The organism is Streptomyces sp. NPDC005963, assembly GCF_040638655.1.
Lineage (GTDB): Bacteria > Actinomycetota > Actinomycetes > Streptomycetales > Streptomycetaceae > Streptomyces.
The window spans coordinates 47,537-73,933 of sequence record NZ_JBEXVD010000005.1 but is presented as its reverse complement, the minus strand read 5'-3'; the positions used below and the strand labels follow the sequence as shown (position 1 = coordinate 73,933).

The 26,397-nt window shown below is 67.8% G+C and carries 21 protein-coding genes and 1 tRNA gene; 10 read left to right on the top strand and 12 right to left on the bottom strand.

The window, feature by feature from the left end:
• Positions 1–43 precede the first annotated feature (43 nt).
• Entirely contained in the window at positions 44–724 is a 681-nt protein-coding gene (locus ABZ348_RS09945) for a class E sortase (protein WP_358931194.1), read from the top strand.
• 196 nt (positions 725–920) lie between these two features.
• Here ABZ348_RS09945 and pknB read toward each other — a convergent pair whose 3' ends face one another.
• From pknB to ABZ348_RS09915, 6 genes are all read right to left on the bottom strand, one after another.
• Positions 921–2,921 carry a Stk1 family PASTA domain-containing Ser/Thr kinase gene (pknB, locus tag ABZ348_RS09940; RefSeq protein WP_358931193.1) on the bottom strand — a complete coding sequence of 667 codons (2,001 nt, stop codon included), beginning with the start codon at positions 2,919–2,921 and terminating at the stop codon, positions 921–923.
• A 547-nt stretch (positions 2,922–3,468) separates the two neighbouring features.
• Positions 3,469–4,923, bottom strand: a complete 1,455-nt coding sequence (locus ABZ348_RS09935; protein ID WP_358931191.1) for a penicillin-binding transpeptidase domain-containing protein — start codon at positions 4,921–4,923, stop codon at positions 3,469–3,471.
• Complete coding sequence (locus tag ABZ348_RS09930; protein ID WP_358931189.1) at positions 4,920–6,329, bottom strand: FtsW/RodA/SpoVE family cell cycle protein; 1,410 nt, start codon at positions 6,327–6,329, stop codon at positions 4,920–4,922. The genes ABZ348_RS09935 and ABZ348_RS09930 overlap by 4 nt, the downstream gene beginning before the upstream one ends.
• A 26-nt stretch (positions 6,330–6,355) precedes the next feature.
• Complete coding sequence (locus ABZ348_RS09925) at positions 6,356–7,894, bottom strand: PP2C family serine/threonine-protein phosphatase (RefSeq protein ID WP_358931188.1); 1,539 nt, start codon at positions 7,892–7,894, stop codon at positions 6,356–6,358.
• A 129-nt stretch (positions 7,895–8,023) separates the two neighbouring features.
• Positions 8,024–8,536, bottom strand: coding sequence for an FHA domain-containing protein (locus ABZ348_RS09920; protein WP_358931186.1), 513 nt, complete (start codon positions 8,534–8,536; stop codon positions 8,024–8,026).
• Between the two features lie 10 nt (positions 8,537–8,546).
• On the bottom strand, positions 8,547–9,389 hold the full coding sequence (locus tag ABZ348_RS09915; RefSeq protein ID WP_358931184.1) for a DUF3662 and FHA domain-containing protein: 843 nt from the start codon (positions 9,387–9,389) through the stop codon (positions 8,547–8,549).
• 906 nt (positions 9,390–10,295) lie between these two features.
• On the opposite strand from ABZ348_RS09915, the gene ABZ348_RS09910 reads away from it, so the two are divergent.
• The 6 genes from ABZ348_RS09910 (at position 10,296) to ABZ348_RS09885 (ending at position 16,923) form a co-directional block, all read left to right on the top strand.
• Positions 10,296–10,382 (top strand) — tRNA-Leu (locus ABZ348_RS09910).
• 379 nt (positions 10,383–10,761) lie between these two features.
• The gene (locus ABZ348_RS09905; RefSeq protein ID WP_358931182.1) at positions 10,762–12,411 is read left to right on the top strand and encodes a histidine kinase; all 1,650 of its coding nucleotides are present in this window, start codon (positions 10,762–10,764) and stop codon (positions 12,409–12,411) included.
• 251 nt (positions 12,412–12,662) lie between these two features.
• The gene (locus ABZ348_RS09900) at positions 12,663–13,328 is read left to right on the top strand and encodes a response regulator transcription factor (RefSeq protein WP_358931180.1); all 666 of its coding nucleotides are present in this window, start codon (positions 12,663–12,665) and stop codon (positions 13,326–13,328) included.
• Between the two features lie 349 nt (positions 13,329–13,677).
• A complete protein-coding gene (locus ABZ348_RS09895; protein WP_358931179.1) occupies positions 13,678–15,204 on the top strand; it encodes a DUF2252 domain-containing protein in 1,527 nt (508 codons plus the stop codon).
• 461 nt (positions 15,205–15,665) lie between these two features.
• Positions 15,666–16,499 carry a hypothetical protein gene (locus tag ABZ348_RS09890; protein WP_358931177.1) on the top strand — a complete coding sequence of 278 codons (834 nt, stop codon included), beginning with the start codon at positions 15,666–15,668 and terminating at the stop codon, positions 16,497–16,499.
• 79 nt (positions 16,500–16,578) lie between these two features.
• The gene (locus tag ABZ348_RS09885; protein ID WP_358931619.1) at positions 16,579–16,923 is read left to right on the top strand and encodes a rhodanese-like domain-containing protein; all 345 of its coding nucleotides are present in this window, start codon (positions 16,579–16,581) and stop codon (positions 16,921–16,923) included.
• Between the two features lie 459 nt (positions 16,924–17,382).
• Here the strand turns inward: ABZ348_RS09885 and ABZ348_RS09880 are convergent, their stop codons facing one another.
• The 5 genes from ABZ348_RS09880 to paaA are packed head-to-tail and all read right to left on the bottom strand — an operon-like array spanning position 17,383 to position 20,956.
• Positions 17,383–18,438, bottom strand: coding sequence for a 2Fe-2S iron-sulfur cluster-binding protein (locus ABZ348_RS09880; protein ID WP_358931175.1), 1,056 nt, complete (start codon positions 18,436–18,438; stop codon positions 17,383–17,385).
• Between the two features lies 1 nt (position 18,439).
• The gene (gene paaD / locus ABZ348_RS09875) at positions 18,440–18,934 is read right to left on the bottom strand and encodes a 1,2-phenylacetyl-CoA epoxidase subunit PaaD (protein WP_358931173.1); all 495 of its coding nucleotides are present in this window, start codon (positions 18,932–18,934) and stop codon (positions 18,440–18,442) included.
• On the bottom strand, positions 18,928–19,644 hold the full coding sequence (gene paaC, locus ABZ348_RS09870) for a 1,2-phenylacetyl-CoA epoxidase subunit PaaC (protein WP_358931171.1): 717 nt from the start codon (positions 19,642–19,644) through the stop codon (positions 18,928–18,930). The genes paaD and paaC overlap by 7 nt, the downstream gene beginning before the upstream one ends.
• Positions 19,641–19,931 (bottom strand): 1,2-phenylacetyl-CoA epoxidase subunit PaaB, encoded by a 291-nt coding sequence (gene paaB, locus ABZ348_RS09865; protein ID WP_358931169.1) that lies wholly within the window; start codon positions 19,929–19,931, stop codon positions 19,641–19,643. The genes paaC and paaB overlap by 4 nt, the downstream gene beginning before the upstream one ends.
• Positions 19,928–20,956 (bottom strand): 1,2-phenylacetyl-CoA epoxidase subunit PaaA, encoded by a 1,029-nt coding sequence (gene paaA, locus ABZ348_RS09860; protein ID WP_358931167.1) that lies wholly within the window; start codon positions 20,954–20,956, stop codon positions 19,928–19,930. The genes paaB and paaA overlap by 4 nt, the downstream gene beginning before the upstream one ends.
• Before the next feature lie 772 nt (positions 20,957–21,728).
• On the opposite strand from paaA, the gene ABZ348_RS09855 reads away from it, so the two are divergent.
• From ABZ348_RS09855 to ABZ348_RS09845, 3 genes are read left to right on the top strand one after another with little or no spacing between them, the layout of a single operon-like run.
• Positions 21,729–22,433 (top strand): DUF5819 family protein, encoded by a 705-nt coding sequence (locus ABZ348_RS09855; RefSeq protein ID WP_358931618.1) that lies wholly within the window; start codon positions 21,729–21,731, stop codon positions 22,431–22,433.
• Entirely contained in the window at positions 22,430–23,743 is a 1,314-nt protein-coding gene (locus ABZ348_RS09850; RefSeq protein WP_358931165.1) for an HTTM domain-containing protein, read from the top strand. Before ABZ348_RS09855 ends, ABZ348_RS09850 begins: the two co-directional genes overlap by 4 nt.
• Before the next feature lie 9 nt (positions 23,744–23,752).
• The gene (locus tag ABZ348_RS09845; RefSeq protein WP_358931163.1) at positions 23,753–24,538 is read left to right on the top strand and encodes a TrmH family RNA methyltransferase; all 786 of its coding nucleotides are present in this window, start codon (positions 23,753–23,755) and stop codon (positions 24,536–24,538) included.
• A 128-nt stretch (positions 24,539–24,666) separates the two neighbouring features.
• Here the strand turns inward: ABZ348_RS09845 and paaN are convergent, their stop codons facing one another.
• On the bottom strand, positions 24,667–26,340 hold the full coding sequence (gene paaN, locus ABZ348_RS09840) for a phenylacetic acid degradation protein PaaN (protein ID WP_358931161.1): 1,674 nt from the start codon (positions 26,338–26,340) through the stop codon (positions 24,667–24,669).
• Positions 26,341–26,397 lie beyond the last annotated feature (57 nt).

Here is a 26,397-nt window from a genome sequence, read left to right as displayed (position 1 = left end):
CAGGTACTCCAGGTGCCCGGTCGGCCAGACGGGAAGAGAAGCAGTGTCACGTGCTCGCAGCCGGATCGCCGGTGTCGTCAGCGTCTTCGGCGAACTGCTGATCACCGCGGGCGTGGTGCTGGGACTCTTCGTCGCCTACTCGCTGTGGTGGACCAACGTCCTAGCCGAACGCGAGTCCTCCCGCCAGGGCAACGAGATCCGCGACGACTGGGCGAAGGGCCGTGGACCCGGCGACCTCGACACCAAGGGCGGCATAGGTTTCCTCCACGTGCCGTCCATGAAGAACGGTGAGGTGCTGGTCAAGAAGGGCACCGACCTCAAGGACCTGAACGATGGCACCGCCGGCTACTACACCGATCCCATCAAGTCCGCCCTGCCGTCGGACGCGAAGGGCAACTTCACCCTCGCCGCCCACCGGGACGGCCACGGGGCGAAGTTCCACAACATCCACAAGATGAAGGTCGGCGACCCGATCGTCTTCGAGACGCGGGACACCTGGTACGTCTACAAGGTCTACAAGACGCTGCCGAAGACGTCGAAGTTCAACGTGGACGTGCTCCAGCCGGTGCCCAAGGAGTCCGGGAAGACGAAACCGGGCCGCTACATCACGCTGACCACCTGCACGCCCGTCTTCACCTCGGACTTCCGCTACATCGTGTGGGGCGAGCTAGAGCGTGAGATCAAGGTCGACAACGACCGGAACCGCCCCGCCGAACTGCGCTGAAACGAACGGCGCGCCCCTCGCGTCGGTACGGCGCGGGCCTGCCCCCTCCCGGGCCGCTGCCCTCCGCGGTCAGAACCGGTCCCGCCGTCCGTGCAACGGCGGCCCCACGACGCCGGGCATCAGACGCCGGATGACCGAAGTCCCGACCCCCACTGGCGGGGGTCGGGACTTCGATGCTCACGATCGATGAGGCGTTCTAGTCGCCGCGGCCGAAGCCGCCGCCGACCAGTCCTTCGATGGCTCCTTCGTTTCCGCCGTTACCGTTGCCCCCGCCACCCGTGGTCTTCAGGTTCACCCGCTGGTCCGCGCTGCCCTGGGCACCGCCCTGCGGGTCCTGGCTGACGACGATCGCGTTGTCGTCCTCGGAGCCGTCGACGTCACCGAGTTGGAAGCCCGCCTGCTCCAGAATGATCTTCGCCTGGGCGAGCGTCTGACCGAACAGAGTGGGCACCGGGGTGCTCTGCTGCGTGGGTCCCTTGGACACCTTCAGCGTCACGGTGCTGTTCAAGTCCGCCTTGGTGTTTCCGGGCGGGTTCTGCTCCAGCACCTCGTCCTTCGGCTTGTCCGAGTCCACGAACTCCTCACGGACCTGGAACTTCAAGGTGGTGAGCTGTGCCCGGGCGCTCGCCAACTGGTTCCCCACCAACGGAGGCACCGTGACCTGCGCCCTCTTGGAGACCGTGATGGTGACCGTGGACTTCTGCTCGGCCATGCTGTTGGCCGGCGGGTCCTGCTTGATGACCGTGCCGGGCTCCTGCTCGGACTCGACCCGCTTCACGTCGACGACGAATCCCTTGCGCCCCAACTGCTCCTCGGCGCTCTCCTGCGACTTCTCGGTCACGTCCGGCACCTCGACCTTGGGCGCACCCTCGGACAGGACGTACTGGACGGTCTCCCCCTGCTCCATCCGGCCGCTGGCCGGGGTCTGGCTACAGATCGTGTCCTTGGGCTGGTCGCAGCGCTGGGAGCCGGACTGGGCGATCTTGATGCGGGCGTTGGTCGCGAGCCCCTGCGCCTCGTCCACCGTCTTGCCGACGAAGATCGGTACCGCGATGTCCCCGGCGGCGCTGTCCTTCTCGTCGAAGATGTAGCGGCCGATCAGCACCGCGCCGATGAGCACCAGGATGCCCGCCACGACCAGCAGGATCGTCGACATGTTTGACTTCTTCTGCTGACGGCGACGATCACCCCTGCGGTCGTCGTAACCGCCGTAGCCCCCGTCGTCCGGGTTCATCGGCGGCAGCATCGACGTCTGGGCGGCGGCCGGGTCCGCGTGTCGCATGGCCGTGGTGGCCTGGTCGTCCCCGCCGTAGGCGCCGTAGCCGACCGCACCCAGGGAGGCGGTCGCGGCGACCGGCTGCCCGTCGAGGCACGCCTCGATGTCCGCGCGCATCTCATCCGCGGACTGGTACCGGTAGTCGGGGTCCTTGACCAGGGCCTTCAGGACGATCGCGTCCATCTCAGGCGTGATCTCGGGGTCGAAGGAGCTGGGGGCCTGCGGCTCCTCGCGCACGTGCTGATAGGCGACGGCCACCGGTGAGTCGCCGATGAACGGCGGACGCACGGTGAGCAGCTCGTAGAGCAGGCAGCCCGTCGAGTAGAGGTCGGAGCGGGCGTCGACCTGCTCGCCCTTGGCCTGCTCGGGGGAGAGGTACTGGGCCGTGCCGATGACGGCCGAGGTCTGGGTCATCGTCATTCCGGCGTCACCCATGGCGCGGGCGATGCCGAAGTCCATCACCTTCACCTGACCGGTGCGCGTCAGCATGACGTTCGCCGGCTTGATGTCCCGGTGGACGATGTTGTTGCGGTGGGAGTATTCGAGCGCCTGGAGGATGCCGATCGTCATCTCCAGCGTGCGCTCGGGCAGCAGTTTGCGTCCGGAGTGCAGCAACTCCCTGAGTGTGGAGCCGTCGACGTACTCCATCACGATGTAGGGGATGGAGACACCGTCGACGTAGTCCTCGCCGGTGTCGTAGACCGCGACGATCGCCGGGTGGTTGAGCGAGGCGGCCGACTGGGCCTCGCGGCGGAACCGGGCCTGGAAGGACGGATCGCGGGCGAGGTCCGCCCGCAGCGTCTTCACAGCGACGGTGCGGCCGAGCCGAGTGTCGTGGGCGAGGTAGACCTCGGCCATGCCACCACGGCCGAGCACCGAGCCCAGCTCGTACCGGCCGCCGAGGCGACGCGGCTCTTCCATAGCGGTGAACCTCTCCCTGAACCAGTTGTGGCTGCCTGGGATACGGTACCCGTCGCGTCGGATGTAACCCGGCCCTCCCGGGCAGCCGATATCCGACCGGTATACGAGTTCCGAATTCCTCTACGAGCGGCTCACCAGGGCTGACCAGGCAATGGTGAACCCGGCGTCGGAAACCGGGCCCTTCGATCGACGGAACGGGCATTCTTCGGGCGGGCTGCCAGGAATGATGACGGCGGGTTGCCTTTCACCACCCCTGCGCAGGGGTGACGGGGCGGCGGGAAAACGTTCGGAAACCGCCCGCGGTGAATCACCCGGAAAAGGGCCCCCCGAAACGGGTCGGAAGGGCCTCGACATCCGGATGGATCTGTGACGCAGCCCACGGAATCGAGGGGCGTGCCCGCCCCGAAGGGCCGGGAATCACATTCCGACCGGCAGCAGGCGGAGAACGAGCGCCCCGACCGGAGCCCCAAAACGACGGGCGCCCGGGTTCTTCCTCGCCGCAGCTCACTTCTCCCACGACGACCGCGAACCACGGGCACCCGACCGGTCACTTCTTGTCGAGGACCGCCTTCATGACCGACTTGGCGATCGGCGCCGCCAGGCCACCGCCGGAGATGTCGCCGCCGCGGGCGTCACTGTCCTCGACGACGACCGCGACCGCCACCGGAGATCCGTCACCCGTCTTCGCGTAGGAGATGAACCAGGCGTACGGCGTGCCCTTGTTGTTGAAGCCGTTCTCCGCCGTACCGGTCTTGCCGCCGACCGTCACTCCCTTGATCTTGGCGTTGCCGCCCGTGCCCTTCTCGACGACGTTCTCCATCATCTTCTGGAGCAGTTGGGCGTTCTCCTGGGAGACGGGACGGCTCAGCTCCTGCGGCTCGGTCTTCTCGATCACATCGAGGTTGGGGGCCTCCAACTGGTCGATCATGTACGGCTTCATCAGCTTGCCGTCGTTCGCGATCGCCGCGGTGACCATGGCCATCTGGAGGGGAGTGGCCGTGGTGTTGAACTGGCCGATGGAGGAAAGGGCGTTTCCGCCCCGGTCCATGTTCTTGTCATAGGTGGACGAAGAAGCACGGACCGGCACGAAGTGCTCGGCGTTGAAGCCGAACTTCGAGGCCGTCTCCACCATCTTGTCCCGCGACACCTCATCACCGAGCTTGGCGAAGACGGAGTTGCAGGAGACCTCCATGGCCCGGTTCAGGCTGGCGTTCTCGCAGCCCTTCGCGTGGTTCTTCATCGGCTGGGTGGAGAGCGGGATCTTCCAGGGCTCCGGGGTGTCCGTGTCCTCGTCGATGTCTTTGAGCACTCCGTGCTCCAGCGCCGCAGCGGCCGTGACCACCTTGAACGTCGACCCGGGCGGATACACCTCGCGCAGCGCGCGGTTCAGCGTCGGCTTGTCCTTGTCCTTCTCCAACGCGTTCCACGCCTTCTCGTCGGTCGCGCCGTACCCGGCGAAGGACGAGGGGTCGTACGAAGGGGTGGAGGCGAGCGCGAGGATCTTGCCGGTCTTGGGCTCGATCGCCGCGACCGCGCCCTTCTTGGAGCCGAGCCCTTCGAAGGCGGCCTTCTGGGCGGCTCCGCTGAGGGTGGTGACCACATTGCCGCCCTTCTTCTTGTCGCCGGTGAACATGGCCATCGTGCGGTCGAAGAAGAGCTGGTCGGAGTTGCCCGTGAGGATGCCGTCCTCAAGGTTCTCGATCTGGTTGGCGCCGAACGCCTGGGAGGCGTATCCGGTCACCGGTGCCCACATGGGGCCGTTGATGTACGTCCGCTTGAACGCGAAGTCGGTGTCGTCGGTCTTGGCCGAGCCGGTGATGGGCTTGCCGTCGACGATGATGTTGCCGCGCTCACTGGCGTACCGGTCGATCAGGACGCGGCGGTTGCGGTCGTGGGTGTTCAGTTCCTCCGCTTCGACGAACTGGAGCCAGTTCGTGCGCACGAGCAGTGCGAGGATCAGCAGCCCGCAGAAGATGGCGATCCGGCGCAGGGGCTTGTTCACGGTCGGACCACCTGGGTCATCTCGGCATCGGGGGACGGGGCGGGCGCGGGCGCAGGCCTGCGGGCGGTGTCGCTGATACGGATCAGGATCGCGATCAGCGCCCAGTTGGCGATCACCGACGAACCACCGGCCGCGACGAACGGCATCGTCATGCCGGTCAGCGGGATCAGGCCCATCACACCGCCGGCGACGACGAACACCTGGATGGCGAAGGCTCCGGAGAGGCCGATGGCCAGCAGCTTGCCGAACGGGTCACGAGCGGCGAGCGCCGTGCGTACCCCGCGCTCCACGATCAGTCCGTAGATCATCAAGAACGCCATCATCCCGGCCAGCCCCAACTCCTCGCCGAAGCTGGAGAGGATGAAGTCCGAGTTGGCGGCGAACATGATCAGGTCGGAGTTGCCCTGTCCCAGGCCCGTGCCGAGGGTGCCGCCGGCACCGAAGGACATCAGCGCCTGGCCGATCTGCTCGCTCTGGGCCCAGGTCTTGTCGGCGAAGGGGTTCAGCCAGAACTCGACCCGCTGTTGGACGTGGCGCTCGAAGGTGGCGACGCCGACCGCACCCGCGGCCGACATCAGCAGACCGAAGACGATCCAACTGGTCCGCTCGGTGGCCACGTACAGCATGATCACGAAGAGGCCGAAGAACAGCAGTGACGTGCCGAGGTCCGTCTCGAAGACGAGGATCAGGATGGACATCGCCCAGACCACGAGGATCGGACCGAGGTCACGCCCACGCGGCAGGTAGAGACCCATCACCCGACGGCTGGCGAGGGCCAGCGCATCACGCTTCACCATCAGATAGCCGGAGAAGAAGATCGCGATGATGATCTTCGCGAACTCGCCGGGCTGGATGTTGATCGGGCCGAGGCTGATCCAGATCTTCGCGCCGTTACGGGCGGGGAAGAACATCGGCAGGATCAGGAGGATCAGCGCCACGGCCATGGAGATGTACGTGTAGCGCTGGAGGATGCGGTGGTCCTTCAGCAACAGCAGGACGCCCACGAAGAGGGCGATGCCGATCGCCGAGTACAGCATCTGCTTGGGGGCGTCCGGGGTGAAGGAACCGAACGCGCCCTCCGCACGCTGGATCAACCGGGGCGACTGGTCGAGCCGCCAGATCATCACCAGCCCGAGGCCGTTGAGCAGCACCGCGAGCGGCAGCAGCAGCGGATCGGCGTACTTGGCGAACTTTCTCACCACCAGGTGTGCCACGGCCGCGAGCAGCCCGAGCCCCAGCCCGTAGCCGAGGACACCGGCGGGCAGCTTGCCGTCGAGGGCGAGCCCCACATTGATGTACGCGAGCACCGGGACGGCGACCGCGAAACCGAGCAGCATCAACTCGGTGTTGCGGCGACTCGGTGCGTCGATCGCGCCGATCGTGGTGGTGTTGGTCACAACGCTCATGGTGGAGAGGGCCCCCTACGGCTGAATTACTGCTTCCCGCAGTTCGAGGCCAGCTTCTGCTCGTCCTCCGACAGGGTGGGGCCCGGCGCAGGAGACGGAGAGGCCGTGGACGGCGTGCTGACGTTCGTCTGGTCGACGTTCTGCTCGGTGTTCTGCTTCTTCGCGTTCTGGGTGGCGGGCACTCCGGTCGTACCGCCCGCCTCGCCCTCACCGGGCGGCGCCGCACTCACACGATCGGCCGCATCGCGGCGCTGCTCCTCCTTCTTGCAGGCGGAGGCTTGCGCGGCGAGTTCACTGATCTTGGAGCGTGCCTTGCCGAGACTCTTCTGGGTGATCGTGGCCTCGACCTGCTTGCGCTGGTAGGGCGGGAGGTACTTGAGTTCGATCTCGGGGTGGTTCTTCTTCACCTTGGAGAGCGAGACCCACGCCAGGTCCTGGCTGATGCCCTGGTAGAGGGCGACGTTGTCGCCTTCGGTGCCGACGTAGTACTGCGTCTGCGTCCAGCGGTAACCGCCGTACAGACCGCCGCCGACCACCGCGAGCGCGAGGGTGATGAAGAACGATCTCTTCAACCAGGAGCGTCCACGAGCAGGCTTGCTGAAGTCGTCATCGGTGTACGCGTCGTACGAGCCGTCCGGAGGCAACCCGCCGTACCCCATGCCGTCGCCGCTGCCGGGCGGACCGAAGCCCCCGCTCTGCGGGGGAACGGGACGGCCGAGCCCGGCCGCACGGCCCGCCGGGGTCTGCATCGCGCCACCGTCGTTCAGCTGGTGCTGAACCTCCGCCACCGCACCGACGACGACAGGGGTGTCACTGAGCTGACCGGCCAGAGTGTCATTGGAGTCGGTGTCGAGGACGTCGGCGACGATGCAGGTGATGTTGTCGGGGCCGCCGCCCCGCAGCGCCAGCTGGATCAGGTTCTGAATGGTCTCCTGGGGGCCCTGGTAGCTGGCGAGGGTCTCTTCCATCGTCTGGTGGGAGACCACGCCCGACAGGCCGTCGGAGCAGATCAGATAGCGGTCGCCCGCACGGACCTCACGGATCGACAGATCCGGTTCGACGTGGTCACCGCTGCCCAGCGCGCGCATCAGCAGGGAGCGCTGCGGATGGGTGGTGGCCTCTTCCTCGGTGATCCGGCCCTCGTCGACGAGCCGCTGCACCCAGGTGTGGTCCTGCGTGATCTGCGTGAGCACACCGTCGCGCAGCAAATAGGCACGCGAGTCACCGACATGGACCAGGCCGAGCCGCTGTCCCGTCCAGAGCAGGGCCGTGAGCGTGGTGCCCATGCCTTCGAGCTGGGGATCGTCCTCGACCATCTGGCGCAGCTGGTCGTTGGCCCGCTGCACGGCCATGCCCAGCGACGTCAACAGATCGGAACCCGGCACGTCGTCGTCGAGCGTCACCAGCGTGGAGATCACCTCGGACGAGGCGACTTCACCCGCCGCCTGGCCGCCCATGCCGTCGGCGATCGCCAGCAGTCGGGGCCCGGCATAGCCGGAGTCCTCGTTGCCCTCGCGGATCATGCCCTTGTGCGATCCGGCGGCGAAGCGCAGAGACAGACTCATGCGCACCTCGCCCGTCGGCTCGGGGTACAGCCGGTCTCGCGCCACACTGCCCACCCTCCGGTCGGGAGCCGATCCAGGTCCGCTTTCGGGACCGCGGCGGCTCGCTCGCTCCGCTCGCTCATTTTCGTACTACTTCCGCAGCTCGATGACGGTCTTGCCGATGCGGATCGGCGCGCCCAGCGGAATCGGCGTCGGAGTGGTGAGCCGGGTCCGGTCGAGGTAGGTGCCGTTGGTGGACCCGAGATCCTCGACGATCCACTGGCCGTCACGGTCCGGGTAGATCCTGGCATGCCGGCTGGACGCATAGTCGTCGTCCAGCACGATCGTTGAATCATGGGCCCGACCCAGGGAGATGGTCTGGCCCTGTAGCGCCACCGTAGTGCCGGTGAGGGTGCCTTCGGACACCACCAGCTTGGTCGGTGCCCCGCGACGCTGACGCCCGCTGGGCTGCTGACGCTGCTGCGGCGGTGCCGCGGTTTGGCGCGCCTGCTGCGGTCGCGCGTCGGCAGTGCGGCGTGAACCGCGCTGCGTGACCCGCGTACCGAACAGATCGCTACGAATGACCTGAACGGCCACGATTACAAAAAGCCACAGAACGGCCAGAAAACCTAGCCGCATGACCGTAAGGGTCAGCTCTGACATTGCCCCCGCTTCACCCTTCGGCTTGCCGGTAAACGATGGTGGTGCTGCCCACGACGATCCGCGAGCCGTCGCGGAGCGTAGCGCGGGTGGTGTGCTGTCCGTCTACCACGATGCCGTTGGTGGACCCGAGATCCTGGATCGTCGAGGGCGTTCCGGTCCGGATCTCACAGTGGCGACGCGATACGCCGGGGTCGTCGATGCGCACGTCGGCGTCGGTGCTGCGACCGAGGACCAGGGTGGAGCGGGAAATCTGGTGGCGGGTGCCGTTGATCTCGATCCAGCGCCTCACCTGGCCCCCCGGCAGCGGGCCGGGGCCACCCGCCGGGCGGCGGTCCCCGATCGGCGTGGGACCGGGACGGCCACCCGGAGGCGGGGCGTCGGGCATGGGCGGCGCGCCGGCGGGGGCGTTGCCGACTGCGCGGGGCGGATAGCCGTAGCCGCCCGAGTCGGTGTCGGGGCCGCCGGAGGTCTGCGAGGTGCTCGACGCGAGGGTGCGGCTGCGCACCCGGTAGAGGCCGGTGTCGAGGTCGTCGGCCTTCTCCAGATGGACCTTGATGGGGCCCATGAAGGTGTACCGCTGCTGCTTGGCGTAGTCGCGGACGAGTCCGGCGAGCTCGTCGCCCAACTGGCCGGAGTACGGGCTCAGCCGCTCGAAGTCGGGCGTGCTCAGCTCGACGATGAAGTCGTTGGGGACGACTGTTCGCTCGCGGTTCCAGATCGTCGCGTTGTTGTCGCACTCGCGCTGGAGGGCGCCGGCGATCTCGACGGGCTGGACCTCGGACTTGAACACCTTGGCGAAGGTGCCGTTGACCATGCCTTCGAGCCGCTGCTCAAAACGCTTCAGGACTCCCATCGGGCACCTCCTCCATTGCTGCCGTCCTGATACTGCTTACTGATCGTATCCACGCGTCGGGAAATCGGCTGGTTCCCCTTGTCTGCACCGTCGATGAGTGTCACCTCTCACACGGATCGTAGAGGCGGCTCTATGACAGTGTCCCGCACCCGGGGTACGCCGCGGAGGAGCGGGTGCCCGACCCTCCGCGGCGTCGGTCTCGCTTGTCGTCTTCCATAGTCTCTCCGTTGTCTCGTACTCGATGCATCTGCCGCCTCGCCGCTGTCCTTCCCCCGTCCCCTCCCGTCGGTATGCCCGCTCAGAGGCTGGTCAGAGCCTGATGGGCGGGCGCTGTCCGAAGAACGCCGCCGTCGGTGCCGGCTGCCGGAAGCCGTGCCCGGGATACGGGGTCAGCCGCTCGCCCGTACCCCGTACGGCCGGTCGGAGTCCCCCTTTCCGGGTTTCTCCGTCTGCTCGGGAGGACCGGTTCTGCGTCTGAGGACCTGTTTGCCCCCGCGCCTTGTTTCCTGTTCGTGCCACGGTTGTGCCGCGGCTGTGGGGACCGTGACGAGCCGGTCGCCGTGCTGGGTGCCCGACGGGACCACTCGATGCGCCGTGCAGGGCGCCGGAGGTCCGCCGGGCGGTCCGTCCCCTCCGGGAAGCAGGGGCGCGCTTCCGTTCAGCCGCTCCTCCGCCCGCTCAGCTGTTCCTCCGCCCGTGCGCGCCGTCCCCGCCTGCCGTTTTGCCCCGCGCTTCCGCCGTGGCGACCGCTGATCGGGCCGGGTGCGGCTCGCCCTGCCTTCGCCTGTTCTCCCGTGCCGAGGGTCAAACAATCGGATGTGAATCCACCCTGTGCACCGTGCTAATCTTCTGCATGTCGCCAGGAGACGCACCGGACCGGTGAAGATCCAAGCGGTAACACCCAATGCGCGGGTGGCGGAATAGGCAGACGCGCTGGATTCAGGTTCCAGTGCCCGAAAGGGCGTGGGGGTTCAACTCCCCCCTCGCGCACCATGAGATTCGATGAAACGGGTCTCCACAGTGACGGAAGTCGCGGTGGAGGCCCGTTTCTCGTATGTCGTCATTCCCCAAGAACTACGTGGTCAGAGCGCGGCAGCAGAACACCCATGAGTCGGTCGACGGGGCCGGAGCGTGGCGGGTGCGTCGCTGACGACCGGTACGCAAGTAGTACGAGGGTTCCTTCCCGAAGCCTGCTTCCAGCAGCGCGACGATCGTCTATGGGGGAGGGGACGAAAGTCGGCCGAGCGCGATCCGGCCCCTTGTCTATGGTGCGGAGGTGATTGTCTTTAGAAAGGTCCTGACCTCCTTGAGAGCGGGTTGGATCTGGCTCATCGGGCCCGATCTACAGGCTCCACCTGCTGGTTCACGTTCGGTGACACGGCGACGTACCGCCGGCGAACTGGTGCTGGCGGTGGTGATCGCGCTCGTGGCCGCCGGGATCGAAGACCTGGTGGGGACCAGGACGTTCCTGCTGGTGCTCAGCGCGGTCGGGGTGGCCGTGCTCAGCCTGCTGCGCCGCCGGCTGCCAACGCTCGTATTGATCATCACCGGCGCTGTGGCGGGCCTGGTGGCCGGCTTCTCCCTGCTTCTGATGGTGGTCGCCTGGTCGGCCGGGCGGCGGATCGTGGGCGCAGGCAGGGCGCTGGTGGCCTTCACGATCGCCTACGTCCTGTTCGTCGGCTCCTCCCTCGTGGGTGCCTGGTCGGAGAACATGCCGCTGACGACGGTGCTGCTGACCACGCTCTATTTCCTGGCCACCGCAGTCGTACCGGCCCTCGCCAGTCGCTACTGGAGTCAGCGGCGGACCCTTCTGCACGCACTTCAGGAACGCAATGCGCAATTGCTCTGGGAGCGTCAGATGGTCGCGGGGCAAGCCAGGCTGCTGGAGCGCCAGCGGATCGCCCAGGACATGCACGACAGCCTGGGGCACCAGTTGGCGTTGATCTCCGTGCATGCGGGTGCCCTGGAGGTGGACCCCGAGCTCACCGAGCGGCAGCGCGAGGGGGTCGGGGTGCTCCGGACGGCCTCGGTGGCCGCCATGCACGAGCTGCGCGAGGTCGTCGGGATCCTGCGGGACGGCGTGCACGCCCCGACCGAGCCCGTGGACGAATCAGGGCGGGCCGTTCGGGGGACGGCGGGGATCGAGGGACTGGTGGAGGCGGCACGGGCCGCCGGCAACACGGTGAAGCTGCGGACCAAGGGGGAGCCCCGGCCGCTTGCCGCCGCGGCCGATCACGCGGCGTACCGCATCGTTCAGGAAGCCCTCACGAACGCCTACAAGCACGCGCCCGGTGCGCCGATCACGGTGGAGCTGCGCTACGAGCCGGACTCCTTGGTCGTGGAGATCGTCAGTGCCGTGGCACCGCAGGAGCCCGAGGAGGTGGTCAGCGGAGGTCAGGGCCTGACCGGGCTGAGGGAGCGGGCCCGGCTGGTCGGCGGGATGGTGCACGCCGGTGCACTCGACGACGGCGGGTTCCGGGTGGCGGGAGTCCTGCCGTACGGGGTGGTGGAGGCAACGCCTCTGGTCGCTGTGGAGGACGACTTTCACCAGCAGGCGCCGAAGGCGGTCGGCGTGGATGGTGTTCCGGTCCTGGACTGGAGTGCTGCGGGAAAGGCGCCGATGATGAGCTATTTGGACGGCAGGGCGGGCAGGGGCAGAGCCGGAGGGATCGGGCTTGGCTGCGGGATATCCCTGGTGGCCCTTCTGGTCCTCGTGGCCGTGGCTGGGGCGGGGATCTACTTCCTGCTGAGCTCGGTGAACGACGGAATGATCGATCCCGCGGATTACCAGCAGGTACAGGTCGGGGACGACGAGGACTCGGTACGGAAGCAGCTCCCGAGCGGCGACACCATCGCGACCGTGGGGCTGGGAGGCAAGGGACCCAAGAAGCCGGAGGGTGCCCGCTGTCTGGTGCTGATGTCGTCCGAAGTGGGCAACGACATCGATTCCGAGCCCGTCTTCCGCTTCTGCTTCAAGGACGGGAAGCTCGTGGAGAAGAAGTCGTACGAGGTCGGACGATAGCGATGCCATGTGTTCGGGGCGTCGCCGCCGGAGTGGCCGTGCCAGACGGCGCGTGTCCGTCGACTGCTGCGACGGCGCTCTGACCGGTGTCCCGCAGGGCGGACCTGGTGGGGCAGGGGCATACCGTGGGATCCGGTTGGTTCTCATGCGGATGGGACGGCAGCCGGTCGGGGTGCCCGTGGCCGATGCCCCGGGGGAACTGTGGAGAAGGCTGGCGCTACTGCGTTCCGGCGGAGAGTACGAGGTTGGACATGACGGGGGCGCCGATTCGGGTGGTCATCGCTGACGATGAGCCGCTCATCCGGGCCGGGATTCGAATGATCCTCACCTCGGACCGCGAGATCGAAGTCGTCGCGGAGGCGTCGAACGGGCGGGAAGCGGTGGACCTCGCCCGACTGCACAGCGCCGATGTGGTGCTGCTGGACATCCAGATGCCGGTCATGGACGGGCTCACGGCGATGGGTGAGTTGCGCCGAGCGGTTCCGAGTACGCGGGTCATCATCCTGACGACCTTCGGTGAGCGGGACAACGTACTGAGGGCCCTGGAGGCCGGAGGTGCGGGCTTTCTGTTGAAGGACACCGCGCCTGCCGAGTTGATCGGGGCCGTCCGGGCGGCTGTCGCGGGCGATGCGTACCTCTCCCCCGGCGCCACCCGGCATGTGGTGGACCAGCTCGCCTCGGGGCGCGCCGCGGCTCGTGGTGAACAGGCCCGGTTGAGAGTGGCCGGGCTCAGCGCTCGGGAGCGGGACGTCCTCGCGCTGCTGGGTGAAGGGCTCTCCAACGCGGACGCGGGAAGGCGCCTCCATATGAGCGAGGCCACGGTGAAGACCTATGTGAGCCGAATCCTGGCGAAGCTGGACTGTGACAACCGGGTGCAGGCAGCGTTGCTGGCGCGTGATGCGGGACTGGGTGACTGATCGCCGATTCGCTCTGGTCCATAGGGCGCCGGGGGACGGCTGGTGGGGAACGTCATCCGGGGTTTGACTTGGCTTGGGACGTACCGGGTTCCGTGAGGCGGGGATTGCTTGTTTCACGTGAAACGTCGACGACCCGCCCTCAGCCGAAGCAGTCGCCCTGTTCGGGTGGGAGACGAGCCGGCCCGACGACGGATCGAAGGTGGAGAACATGGACTTCCGGCCGGGCGATCACGGTGCTGAATGGGACCTGTCAATGGTTATCCACAGGGGGAGACGGCCCGCGGGCGCCAGGGGTACGGTCAGCTCGGTTGATGTTGGCAGTGTGACGACATAGGGGGGATCGCACGATATGGGCGACGTTAAGGGCGTTCCTGGGAAGCGGACGGGCTCTACCGAAGGCGCGAGTGTTGCCGAACGTGGCGCGCAGGGGGTTGCCGTGGTGGGCGATGGACGCATTCCGCAGGTCCCGGGATTTTCCTGGCGGACCGGGAGCGAGCCGTCCACAGACGGGGCCGGGGTGGAGGCCCGACCGTCGCCCAAGCAGGAGGGCAAGGGGCTGCGGAGCCGCGTACCGAGGGCGTCCCACGACTCCCTGGTGCTCGCGGTGGAGCGTCCTGATGCCGTGGAGGCCGTGGAGGAGTCCAGCCGGGGGCGGGTCCCGGAGCTGACACCGATACGGGTGGGGAGGATGGCCGCCTCCCCGTTCGCCTTTCTTCGCGGTGCCGCCGGTCTGATGGCTCATGACCTCGTGGGCACGCCCGTGACCGGCATCTCCGCCCAACTCTGCGGTGATGCCCATGCTGCGAACTTCGGTCTCTACGGGGATGTGCGCGGGCGTCTCGTCATGGATCTCAACGACTTCGACGAGACGGTCGTCGGTCCTTGGGAATGGGATGTGAAGAGGCTCGCTGCCTCCCTGGTGCTCGCAGGACGAGTCGCCGGGGCGAAGGAGTCCGTCTGTCGTGACGCCGCCTTCGACGCCATGGGCGCCTACAGACGGACGATGCGGCTGCTGGCGAAGCTCCCCGCGATGGACGCCTGGAATGCGATCGCCGATGAGGAGTTGGTCTCCCACACCGATGCGCGCGATCTGCTCGGCACATTGGAGCGGGTCTCGGAGAAGGCCCGCAACAACACCAGCGCCCGGTTCGCTGCCAAAGCGACCGAAGTGGTCACCGACCGCGCGGGCGAGGCCAGGAGGTTCGTCGACGCGGCCCCAGTCCTGCGCAGGGTGTCGGACGCAGAGGCGGCGGCGGTGGCGTCTTCCCTGGAGCAGTATCTGAGCACGGTCTCGGAGGACCGGTTGCCGCTGCTCGCCCGCTATGAAATACACGATGTCGCGTTCCGGGTGGTGGGCACGGGCAGTGTCGGTACCCGCTCCTATGTGGTGCTCCTTCTGGACCACCTCGGCGATCCGCTGGTGTTGCAGGTGAAGGAAGCACGCCCCTCGGTGCTGCTGCCCTACCTTGCCGCCTCCGGGTTCCAGGTGCCCGAAGTGGACCACGAAGGTCGCAGGGTGGTGTGTGGCCAGAAGCGGATGCAGGTGGTCAGCGACATCCTGCTCGGGTGGACGACGGTCGAGGGACGGCCCTTCCAGGTACGGCAGTTCAGGAACCGCAAGGGGAGTGTGGACCCGGCCGCGCTCACTCCGGCTCAGCTCGATGACTACGGGCGGATGACGGGCGCTCTGCTGGCCCGTGCGCACGCACACAGCGCGGACCCGCGGCTGATCGCCAGCTACTGCGGCAAGAGCGAGGAACTGGATGAGGCACTGGCGCGGTTCGCCGTGGTCTACGCGGACCGCACGGAAGCGGATCACGCGGACCTGCTCACAGCGATCAAGAGCGGTCGAATAGCCGCCGAGCTGGGTGTGTGAGCGGGCGGACATCACTGGGCGGATCAGTACGGAAGGCTCCGCTGCTGCGGGGTGAGGTCGGGCACGGGCCGATGGAGGCCCGGGCTCCCCTGATCCCGGCTCCTTTGATCCTTGGCTTCCCGGTGTCGGCCCCTTGATTCTCCGGGCTCTCGTGCGGCGCTGACGGCCCTGGCGGTCCGTGCGGCGGGCTCCCTGCTCCGCGGCCACGCGCCCGTGTGTGCTGAAGCGCCGGGCGCGGGGTTGGGGCCGCCGACCGGGGCCAGGCCCACAGGGGAGGGCGGAGATCTTGATCCGTGGCGAGCCGGCGGAGTACCGGGTTGGCCCCGGTGCCGAAGAGGGGTCTTTCGGAGGAGGAAACATGGGTGGCCCGGCGGGGCAATCGCGGGTGGTTCGACCGTTGTCTCCCCGGGGTGCGAAGGGCAACGCTGCAAGATCGGAAAGGGAGGCCCTAGGCTGGGCGGGTGACCCAGGGTGCCTCCGGGGGGCAGACGTCCCGGAATGACGAAGTGCAGGACACGCGACCACGGCCGGAAGACCGGCTGGAGAAGGCGGTGCGCGCTGCCGAGCAGGCGCTGATCGAGTTTGAGATCGCGCTGGAGACGTTCCGGGTGGAGATCGAGAACTTCTCTCGGCTGCACCATCAGAAGCTGGGCCCCATGTACACCAGGCTGGACGAGCTGGACGCCTTGATCGCCGAGGCTCTGGCCGCCCGCACCGGTGATCCGGAAGATCAACGCAAGGCTCAGGAAGCCCGCGCCAGGGTGATGCCGATGCCCGGCGTGGACGAGCTCTTCCACGGCTGGATGGACTCTGATGGCATTCCTCCCGAGGCTGCGGCGATGCTCAACGACCAGCCCGTGCGGGTGCCCAAGCGGGTGCGCCCCAGTGAGGAGGCCCGCAAGCTCTACCGCGAGCTGGCCCGTAAGGCGCACCCTGATCTGGCGCAGGACGAGCCGGAGCGCGAGCGCAGGGAGGAATTCATCACCCGCGTGAACGCCGCTTATGCGCTGGGTGATGCAGATGCCCTGCGGACGCTCTCCGAAGAGTGGGACGCGGGGCCGGTTCCCGCCGAGGAGCGGCCGAGCGAGGCCGAAGAACTCTACGCAAGGCTGGAGTGGCTGTCCCAGCGCAAGGAACTGCTGGCGGCGGTTGCCAAGGAGCTGGAAGAGAGCGCGATCGGCGGAATGCTGCGGCTGGCTCCTGATGATCCCGATCGGCTCCTCGATGAGATCGCCGAACAGCTCCTCGCGCAGGTTGCCGAACGGGAAAAGGAACTGTCACGGCTGGTGGAGTAGTTTTTTCGGAGGCGGTCGACCGGTTCGACGCCTTGGGCAGCGCACCCTTCGCTGCATGTCGACGAGAGAAGGCTTGACCATGAATTTCGCTCCGCTGCCCTCGGTGGATGTCGCGGCGGTGCCGGCTGACGGTCTGGTGCTCGACGTCCGGGAAGCCGAGGAGTGGGCCGCCGGACATGTCGATGGAGCCCTGCACGTGCCGATGAGCGACTTCGTAGCTCGCTTCGGTGAGGTGACCGATGCCGTCTCGGACGGTCGCCGGGCCTATGTGATGTGTCGGGTGGGAGGGCGTTCCGCCCAGGTCACCCAGTACTTGGTCCAGCAGGGCATCGATGCAGTGAACATCGAGGGCGGCATGCTCGCCTGGGATGGTGCGGGTCGCCCGATGGTCGCGGACGGCGGAACCGAGGCACATGTGCTGTGAGCTGCGGAAACAACCGTCACAACGGGTAGTTTCAGGCGGCCTTCCAAGGGGGCGTCAGGTACACGAATCGTGTGCCACCACAGCGCGGGAGCCCTGAGCCTGCGCGGCATGGTCAACGGCCGACGATGACCTTCGGTGTTCGACCGACTGCCCTGCTGGAAGCCGAGCTGTCCGGTTCTCTGGCCGAGGGACAGCCGATGCCGGGACGGAGCGTCTCCGATCGGCTGTCCACGGACCGCCCTTCGTGGATGGCCGACCTCGCAGGGCCATGTCTGCTGCAAGGCCCGTCCGCGGTCGTACCGATGTCCTACAGAGGCACCAACTGCGGTGTTCCGGCCGGCCAGGTTCCCTTGCGCCCACGAAGCTTCGAGACCGCTGCCATTCGGCTTTTTCCAGGCCGTCCCGGATGCTAGTGCTGTGACCGGAAACGTTCACCGGCAGACCTTTCCGGTCACAGCACTAGCGATCGAAATCCAGCTCGACCTCTGGCGTTGTTGGATGTGACTGGCACGCCAGCACATAGCCCGCGTCGGTCTCCTCCGGCTCCAAGGCGAAGTTGCGGTCCATATGGACCCTGCCGGAGACGAGGAATGCCCGACACGTGCCGCAGACCCCACCCTTGCAGGCATAGGGCGCGTCGGAGCGACTGCGGAGCACCGTCTCCAGCAGCGAGTCCCCGTCACGTACGGGCCAGGTGCCCGACCGGCCGTCGAGGGTCGCGGTGAGGGAAGCGTGCGAGGGAGCCGTCACCGGCGCAGGGGCGGGCGAGGAACCGTCGTCGACGTGGAAGATCTCCTGGTGGATACGGGCCCGATCGACACCGAGCCCGCGCAGGGCGCGCTCAGCACCCATGACCAGCCCGAAGGGGCCGCAGAGGAACCAACCGTCCACGTCGGTCACCGGAAGTAGGGCGGGGAGCAGTGTGGCGAGCCGTGCCTCGTCCAGCCGTCCCGACGGCAGGCCCGACTGCTGCTCCTCCCGGGAGAGAGTGGTCACCAGTTGGAAGCGCTGGGGAAAGCGGTCCTTGAGGTCGGCGACCTCATCGAGGAACATCGTCGACCCCACCGTCCGGTCGCTGCGGATCAGACAGAACGCGGCCTCCGGCTCACGATCCAGCAGGGTTGCTGCCATCGACAGGACAGGTGTGATCCCGCTGCCACCGACGACCGCCGCGAAGCGGCCCGGACGCGGGGCGAGACGGAACCGACCCATGGGGGGCATGACCTCGACGGTGTCACCGACGGCCAGTTCCGTCAGTGCGTAGGTGGAGAACTCCCCGCCGTCCACCATGCGAATGCCCACCCGGAGGAGTGGCGCCGCATCGGGCGTCGACGCGGGGGAGCAGATGGAGTAGGTGCGGCGCACTTCTTCGCCCCGGACCACTCGGCGCAGTGCCAGATGCTGCCCTGGAGTGTGGCGGAAGGTCTCGTTCAGCTCCGGGGGAACGGCGAAGGTCACGGCCACCGAGTCATCCGTCAGCTCCTCGACCGCGCTGACCCGGAGCCGATGGAACATCTCACAACTCCTTGAAGTGGTCGAAGGGTTCGCGGCAGGCCACACACCGCCGCAGCGCCTTGCAGGCGGTGGAGGAGAATTTGCTGAGCAACTCGGTGTCGGTCGATCCGCAGTGGGGACAGCGCACGGAGAGAGCAAGCGGAACCGGCTCATTCAAGGAGCGGGGCCGCGGTGGTGCTATGCCGAACTCCGCGAGCTTTCGACGCCCTTCTGCGCTGATGTCATCGGTCGACCAGGCGGGGGAGAGGACTCGGACCACGGACACCTCCGCCATCCCGTGCTCGTGAAGTACTCGCTCGATGTCCGCGGTCATCGCCTCGACGGCCGGGCAGCCGGTGTAGGTGGGGGTCAGCTCCACCGTGACGCTGCCGGGGCCGGTGATCTGCACTCCGCGCAGCACCCCCAGCTCGGCCAGTGTGACCACCGGAAGCTCGGGGTCGGGTACCGCGCCGGCCAGGCTGCGGAGCTCTGCCTCAAGGAGGGTGTCGGTCACCATGACGCCCCCGGGTGGCTCCGATGCAGGTGCTGCATCTCGGCAAGCATCCGGCCAAACGACTCGGTGTGCAGGCCCTGGCGCCCCGCCCCGGCGGCCCAGCCTCCCGACCGAGGGCCCGACGGCGGCGTGAGCGTCGCTCGCTCCAGCGTGGCGGTGACGGACCCCAGCCAAGCCGCTTCCAGGGCCTCCCAGTCGATGGCCAGCCCCTCAAGGGGCTCGAACATCTCACCGGTGAAGCGCCATAGCGCCGTACAGGCTTGCTGCATCCGCTGATGGCTGTGTGCCGTACCGTCCCCGAGGCGCAGCGTCCACTGCTCGGCGTGGTCCCGGTGGTACGCCACTTCCTTGACGGCCTTCGCGGCGAGGCCGCCCAACTCGCCCTCGGCGGAGACGAGCTGCCCGTACAACTCGTGCTGCCAGACGGAGAAGTAGAGCTGGCGGGCGATGGTGTGGGCGAAGTCGCCGTTCGGTTGCTCGACGAGTTGGAGGTTGCGGAAGGCGCGTTCCTCGCGCAGGAAGGCCAGCTCGTCCTCGTCCCCCACGAAGGAGAGCAACACCCTGGCCTGGCCCAAGAGATCGAGTGCGATGTTGGCCAGCGCAACGTCCTCTTCAAGGACGGGAGCGTGTCCCGCCCACTCCCCCAGCCGCTGGGAGAGCACCAGCGCATCGTCGCCGAGGGCGAGTGCTGCGGCGTTCGCCGTGGTGGTCACAGGTGCTTCACCCCGTCCGGGATCTCGTAGAAGGTCGGGTGCCGATATGCCTTGTCGGCGGCGGGTTCGAAGAACGGGTCCTTCTCGTCCGGTGAGGAAGCGGTGACCGAGGCGGAGGGCACCACCCACAGGGAGACGCCCTCGCCACGACGGGTGTAGAGGTCGCGGGCATTGCGCAGGGCCATCTCCGCATCGGGAGCGTGGAGGCTGCCGGCGTGGGTGTGGGAGAGCCCGCGGCGGGGGCGGACGAAGACTTCCCACATCGGCCACTCGGTCGAGCTGCTCATGAGGTCGCCTCCTGCTGCTGGGCTGCGGGTCGGGGCGCCGAGCTCGATTGCGGGCGGGTACCGTGCGCGGAGCCCTGGCCACGAGGAGCGTGCTTCTCCGCGTAGGCCGCAGCGGCCTCACGGACCCAGGCGCCTTCCTGATGGGCTGTGCGCCGCTGCGTGAGGCGCTGTTCGTTGCACGGTCCGTTCCCCTGGAGGACGGCCTGGAACTCCGCCCAGTCGATCGCCCCGAAGTCGTGGTGTCCGCGCTGTTCGTTCCAGCGCAGATCGGGGTCGGGCAGTCGGAGCCCGAGCGCCTCTGCCTGGGGGGCGGCTATGTCGACGAAGCGCTGGCGCAATTCGTCGTTGGAGTGGCGTTTGATCTTCCACGCCATCGACTGCGCCGAATGGGCGGACTCGTCGTCCGGCGGGCCGAACATCATGAGGGAGGGCCACCACCAGCGGTTCACCGCGTCCTGCGCCATCTCATGCTGTGCCGGGGTCCCTTGGGAGAGGGTGAGGAGCAACTCGTACCCCTGGCGCTGGTGGAAGGACTCCTCCTTGCAGATGCGGACCATCGCACGGGCGTAGGGGCCATACGAACAGCGGCACAGCGGAACCTGGTTGGTGATGGCGGCGCCGTCCACCAGCCAGCCGATCGCTCCGACGTCGGCCCAGGTCAGCGTCGGGTAATTGAAGATCGATGAGTATCGCTGACGGCCGGCGTGGAGCTTGTCCAGCAGTTCGTCGCGGCTGACGCCCAGCGTTTCCGCGGCGCTGTAGAGGTACAGCCCGTGGCCCGCCTCGTCCTGGACCTTCGCCATCAGGATCGCCTTGCGGCGGAGTGAGGGGGCGCGCGTGATCCAGTTGGCCTCGGGCTGCATACCGATGATCTCGGAGTGGGCGTGCTGCGCCATCTGACGGATCAAGGTCGCCCGGTAGGCGTCCGGCATCCAGTCGCGCGGCTCGATGCGCTCGTCGGCGGCGACGGCTCGGTCGAAAACCGCCTCATAGTCGTCTACCGCATCTGTGGGCACTGCGGTCATCCGAACCCCCTACCGACCGATCGTTCGGTTCCTTGACTTCAATGGTGAGTCGCTGCCCCTTAAGGTGTCAACCCTGTGGATGACCGAGGGTGGGGCGACGCGGGATCGGGGCGGGATGCACTCGTACGACAGCGGTGGCACCAAGGGTGCCGACGGCCGACGGCCCGGGCGTTCGACCGATCGGGTGGACGGGCCCGCATCCGGCTCTGCTGAGCAGCGCAAACGTCCGCTTGATGGGTCTTCTGAATCCGGTGCGAGCGCCGCGAAGCCCCCTGCCGAGGCCGGTTCGGAGCCGGCGAGACCCGCCGTCGCACCGGAGGAAGCGGTTGCCGGTGGCGCGGACCCCCCGGATCACCCCGGGGGTGAGGACCCTCCTGCCGAACCGCTCGTGGACGATTCCGGAGCCGGGATCCCCACGACTCCTCCCACGACTCCCTCCACGGCTGCCGATGACGCCGGAAGCACCGGCGACCGTGGAAGCGGGCTGAGCGCCCCGGGCGGGTCCGACGCCCTCGACCGCCACAGAGGCGGCGCGGCCACTGACCCCGGCGGCGAGCCGATCGCTGCGCAGGGCGAAGCGCACTTCGCTGACGACGGCCTGGAGCACACCCGTCCGGTCTCTGACGACGGCCAGGAGCACGCTCATCCAGCCCGGTCCTCGCCGGCTCGGGCCGGTGCTCCGAGCGCAATCCCACCGCAGCAGGTGCGGGCAGCCGCTGCACCGGGGACAGCCCACCCACCCCGGCCCGGCTCTGCATCCCCGCAAGGCCCGATACCCCCCGACCCTCCGCCGCCGTCGGAGGGCGTGCGGGGCATGGCCGGCCTCTCGCGTCCCTATCAAGCCGCACTCGGTGCCGCGCTGGCTCTGATCACATTGATCGCCGGCACCCATGTGGCGATGGTCTTCCTGCACGTCGCACCCTCGAACACGGTGACCAAGCAGCACGGCAAGACGGTCGACGCCTGGATCTATCCCGAGTTCGAACAGAACTGGAAGCTCTTCGCTCCCAATCCGCTCCAGCAGAACGTCGGCGTACAGGTGAAGGCGGAGGTCCGCAGGACGGACGGCGAGCGGATCGTCACCGACTGGTTCGACCTCACCGCCGAAGACACCGCATCGATACGGGGCAATCTGCTGCCCAGCCACGTCGAACAGAACAAACTGCGTCGTGCCTGGGACCTCTACGCGAACTCCCACGACGACCAGAACCGTCCCAACGGGCTTCGCGGTCGGCTCTCCGAGAGCTATTTGAAGCGCATCGCCCTCGTGCGTCTCGCAGCGCACGACCTCCGCGGGGCGGTCGAGCGCGTTCGCTTCCGGGCGACGACCGTCCTGGTCGAAGCCCCGGAGTGGAGCGAAGAGCAGACCGACACCCGGCCGTCCTACCGCGAACTGCCGTGGTGGACGATCTCCGCCGACGACCGTCCGGTCGAGGGCAGCGAAGAGACCGTGGAGCGTACGGAGGCGGACGGATGACCCACCCTTCCCGCAGCCGGGTCGCCGATGCCGTCCAAGCGGTGACGTCGACCGCGTTGGGGCCATATCAGACGGCCATCGTCCGGGTGGGATTCGCCGCCACCTGGTTGCTGTTCCTCCTGCGCGAGTTCCCCAACCGCCGGGCGATGTACGGGCCCGACGCGCCCTGGAGTTGGGAGATGGGGCGCCAACTCATCTCCGGAAACGACGCCTTCACCACCCTCATGTGGTCGGACGGCGGACTGTGGTTCGAGTCCGTCTACGCGGTGTCGGTGCTCTCCAGCGCCCTGCTGATGCTCGGCTGGCGCACCCGCACCATGTCCGCCCTGTTCATGGTGGGCGTGCTGTCCTTGCAGAACCGCTCGATCTTCATCGGCGACGGCGGCGACAACGTCATTCACCTCGTGGCCATCTACCTCGTCTTCACTCGTTGCGGACAGGTCTGGTCCTTGGATGCGCGACGGGCTGCCCGCCTGGCCAAGGAGCCGCAGGACGAGCGCTCAGCCGACGGTGCGGGCCCCCTCCTCTGGACGGTCCTCGGCGTCTTCTTGCTGTTCGGAACCTTCCTCAATCAGACGGGCTGGCACGTCCTCCTCTTCCTGTGGGCCTTCTGGGCGGTACAGGGCTTGTGGTGGCTGCTCGGGCGCCATGCCCCGAACGGTCAGCCGCGCCTGCTGCTGGACTCCATCGCCAACCTCTTCCACAACGCTGGACTGCTCGTCGTGATGGCGGAGGTGTGCCTGATCTACGCCACCGCCGGTTGGTACAAGGTCCAGGGGTCGCGCTGGCAGGACGGCACCGCGCTGTACTACCCCCTCAAACTCGACTACTTCACACCGTGGCCCGCGCTCTCCGATCTGTTGGCCTCCGGGGGTGTCATGGTGATGGTGCTCACCTACGGCACCGTCATCGTGCAGGTCGCGTTCCCCTTCACCCTCTTCAACCGGCGGGTGAAGAACGTGCTCCTCGCGGTGATGATGCTGGAGCACGCGGCCATCGCCGTGCTCCTCGGACTGCCCTTCTTCTCACTCGCGATGATCGCCGCCGATGCGGTGTTCCTCCCCACCGCCTTCCTGGTCTGGCTCGGGGCGAGCGTCGCCCGAGGCCGATCCCGAATCGGCTCACGGTTCGGGAACCGTCGGCCAGACGATTCGACGGACCCGGCAGTCGATCCGAGGGGCTCGGCAGTCGATCGGCAGGGGAGGCAGGAGCAGCGCGCTCCGCTGGGAACGCAGACCACTCCTCGGCAGCCGTCCGGTCACGACGTCACCGTCAAGGCATCGCCCGACCCATCGCCGCAACAGCCGTAACCTGGGCCGATGAGCGATGACGACACCGCCGCAGCAGTACGGCGCTGGCAGGAAGCCCTGCCGGACGCCTTGCTGCTCGATGGATTCCATGCCCTGAAGCACGCCCTGCGCTTCGGTGCGGAAGTGCAGATGGCCCTGACCAGCGACAAGGCCGCCGTCCTCACTCTCTCGGAAGACCTTGCCGGCGATGTCACGCAACGGCTGAAGGACCTCGTGTGCGAAGTGCCGGTGGGCACCCTCCGGGAACTCCTCCCCCGCGTCCACCCCACCCGGGTCGCTGCCCTTGCGACGCGCCCCGGCCGAGCGGCGAACGTACGCACCTTGGAACGGCTTCCGCGGACATCGCCGGTGGTCGTCCTCGACAATCCGCGCAATCTCGGGAACGTCGGTGCGGTGGTCCGACTCGCCGCGGGCTTCGGTGCCACGGGAGTCGTCACCACCGGCGACCTCGACCCCTGGCATCCGAATGTCGTCCGAGCCGGTGCCGGACTGCACTACGCCACTGCCGTCGAGCACCTCCCGTCCGACGGTCTTCCACCCGGTCCGCTCTATGTCCTCGACCCGGAGGGCGAGGACATCCGATCGGTGCCCATCCCCGATGACGCCCTGATCGCCTTCGGCTCCGAGCGCCACGGCATCTCACCCGAACTCCGCAGTCAGGCCACCGAACTGCTCGCCCTGCCGATGAGGCCCCAGGTGTCCAGCTACAACCTCGCGACCAGCGTGGCCATGACCCTCTTCCACTGGGGTGGCACCGGGTTCCCGGCGGCTCCGGACGTCGAAGCGCTCCGCTGAGTGAGCACTCAGGGGTCCGGTCCATTGGTGCCGCTCCCGGCGTCGACGGTGACAGGAGACCCCGTTCGTCGGTGACGACAACAGCGCGGTGCGGCGTGCGGGGCAGAGGCGGCTGCCCCGCACGGCGGTCAGGCTTGGCGCCGGACCTCCACCACGCGGAATCGGTTCGAGACGAACGCCCCGTCGCACAGGGCGGCGTTTGCCGCGGGATTCCCTCCCGATCCATGGAAGTCCGAGAACGCAGCGGTCTGGTTCACGTACACCCCACCGGTCAGATTCAGCGAGAGCTGTGCCGATTCCTCCAGGCACACGTCCTCGACGGCCCGCTCCACCTCCGGCGAGGTGGTGTAGGCGCCCACCGTCATGGCGCCCTGGTCGCGGATGGTGCGCCGCAGCAGTTCCACCGCGTCCGCTGTGGAATCCACCGCCACCGCGAAGGACACCGGACCGAAGCACTCCGAGAGATAGACCGGTTCGGCCTCCTCGCCCCCGTCGAGTTTTACGATCACGGGCGTGCGCACGACCGCCTCGGGGAACTCCGGGTTCACGACGGCGCGCGACTCCAACGCGACTTCACCCAGCTTGGCCGCGCCTTCCAGCCGCCCCCGTACGTCCTCGTTGACCAGTGCGCCGAGCAGGGCGTTCGCACGGGCGTCATCGCCGAGCAGACCGCTCACCGAGGCGGCGAGATCGCTCACGACGTCCTCGTACGACTTGGGGCCGACGTCCGTGGAGATGCCCTCCCGGGGGATGAGGAGGTTCTGCGGGGTGGTGCACATCTGACCGCTGTAGAGGGACAGGGAGAAGGCGAGGTTGGACAACATGCCCTGGTAGTCGTCGGTGGAGTCGATGAGGACCGTGTTGACGCCGGCCTTCTCCGTGTACACCTGGGCCTGACGGGCGTTGACCTCCAGCCAGTCACCGAAGGCACTGGACCCCGTGTAGTCAATGATCTTGATCTCGGGACGGGTCGCCAGGGTCTTGGCGATGCCCTCACCCGGCCGCTCCACTGCCAGGCAGACCAGATTCGGGTCGAATCCCGCTTCGGCGAGCACCTCACGCGCCACCCGCACGGTGAGGGCGAGCGGTAGTACGGCGCGGGGGTGCGGTTTGACCAGCACCGGATTGCCCGTGGCCAGCGAGGCGAACAGCCCCGGATAGCCGTTCCACGTGGGGAAGGTGTTGCAGCCGATCAACAGGGCGATGCCCCGGCCCGCAGTGGTGAACGACTTGCTCAATTTCAGGGGGTCCCGCTTGCCCTGGGGCTTCGACCAGTCAGCCGCGGCGGGCGTCCGGGTCTGCTCCGCATAGGCGTAGGCCACGGCTTCCAGGCCGCGGTCCTGCGCATGGGGACCGCCCGCCTGGAACGCCATCATGAACGCCTGGCCGCTGGTGTGCATCACGGCGTGGGCGAACTCGTGCGTACGGGCGCTGATGCGGGCCAGGACCTCCAGACAGAGCAGTGCCCGGATCTCGGGGCCGGCGGCCCGCCAGGGGGGCATGGCTGCGCGCATCGCTGGAAGCAGTACCTCCACGTCCGGGTGGGGGTACTCGATGGCCAGCTCGGGGCCGTAGGGGGAGGTCTCGGCACCGGTCCAGCCGTCGGTGCCCGGCTGGTCCAGGTCGAATCGGGTGTGGCGGAGCGCTTCGAAGGCCGCGACCCCGTCGGCCGGGGCGCTCTCGCCGTACCCCTTGGGGTGCTCCGGATGGGGGGACCAGTAGGCGCGGCTGCGGATGGCTTCGAGGGCCTGGTCGAGCGTGGCCCGATGGCTCTCGGTCAGCCGGGTCTCGGTGAGCTGCATGACGGACCAACTCCTCGTCGAGCTGGGCGGGAACGGAAGGACAGAGTTAGAGTAACC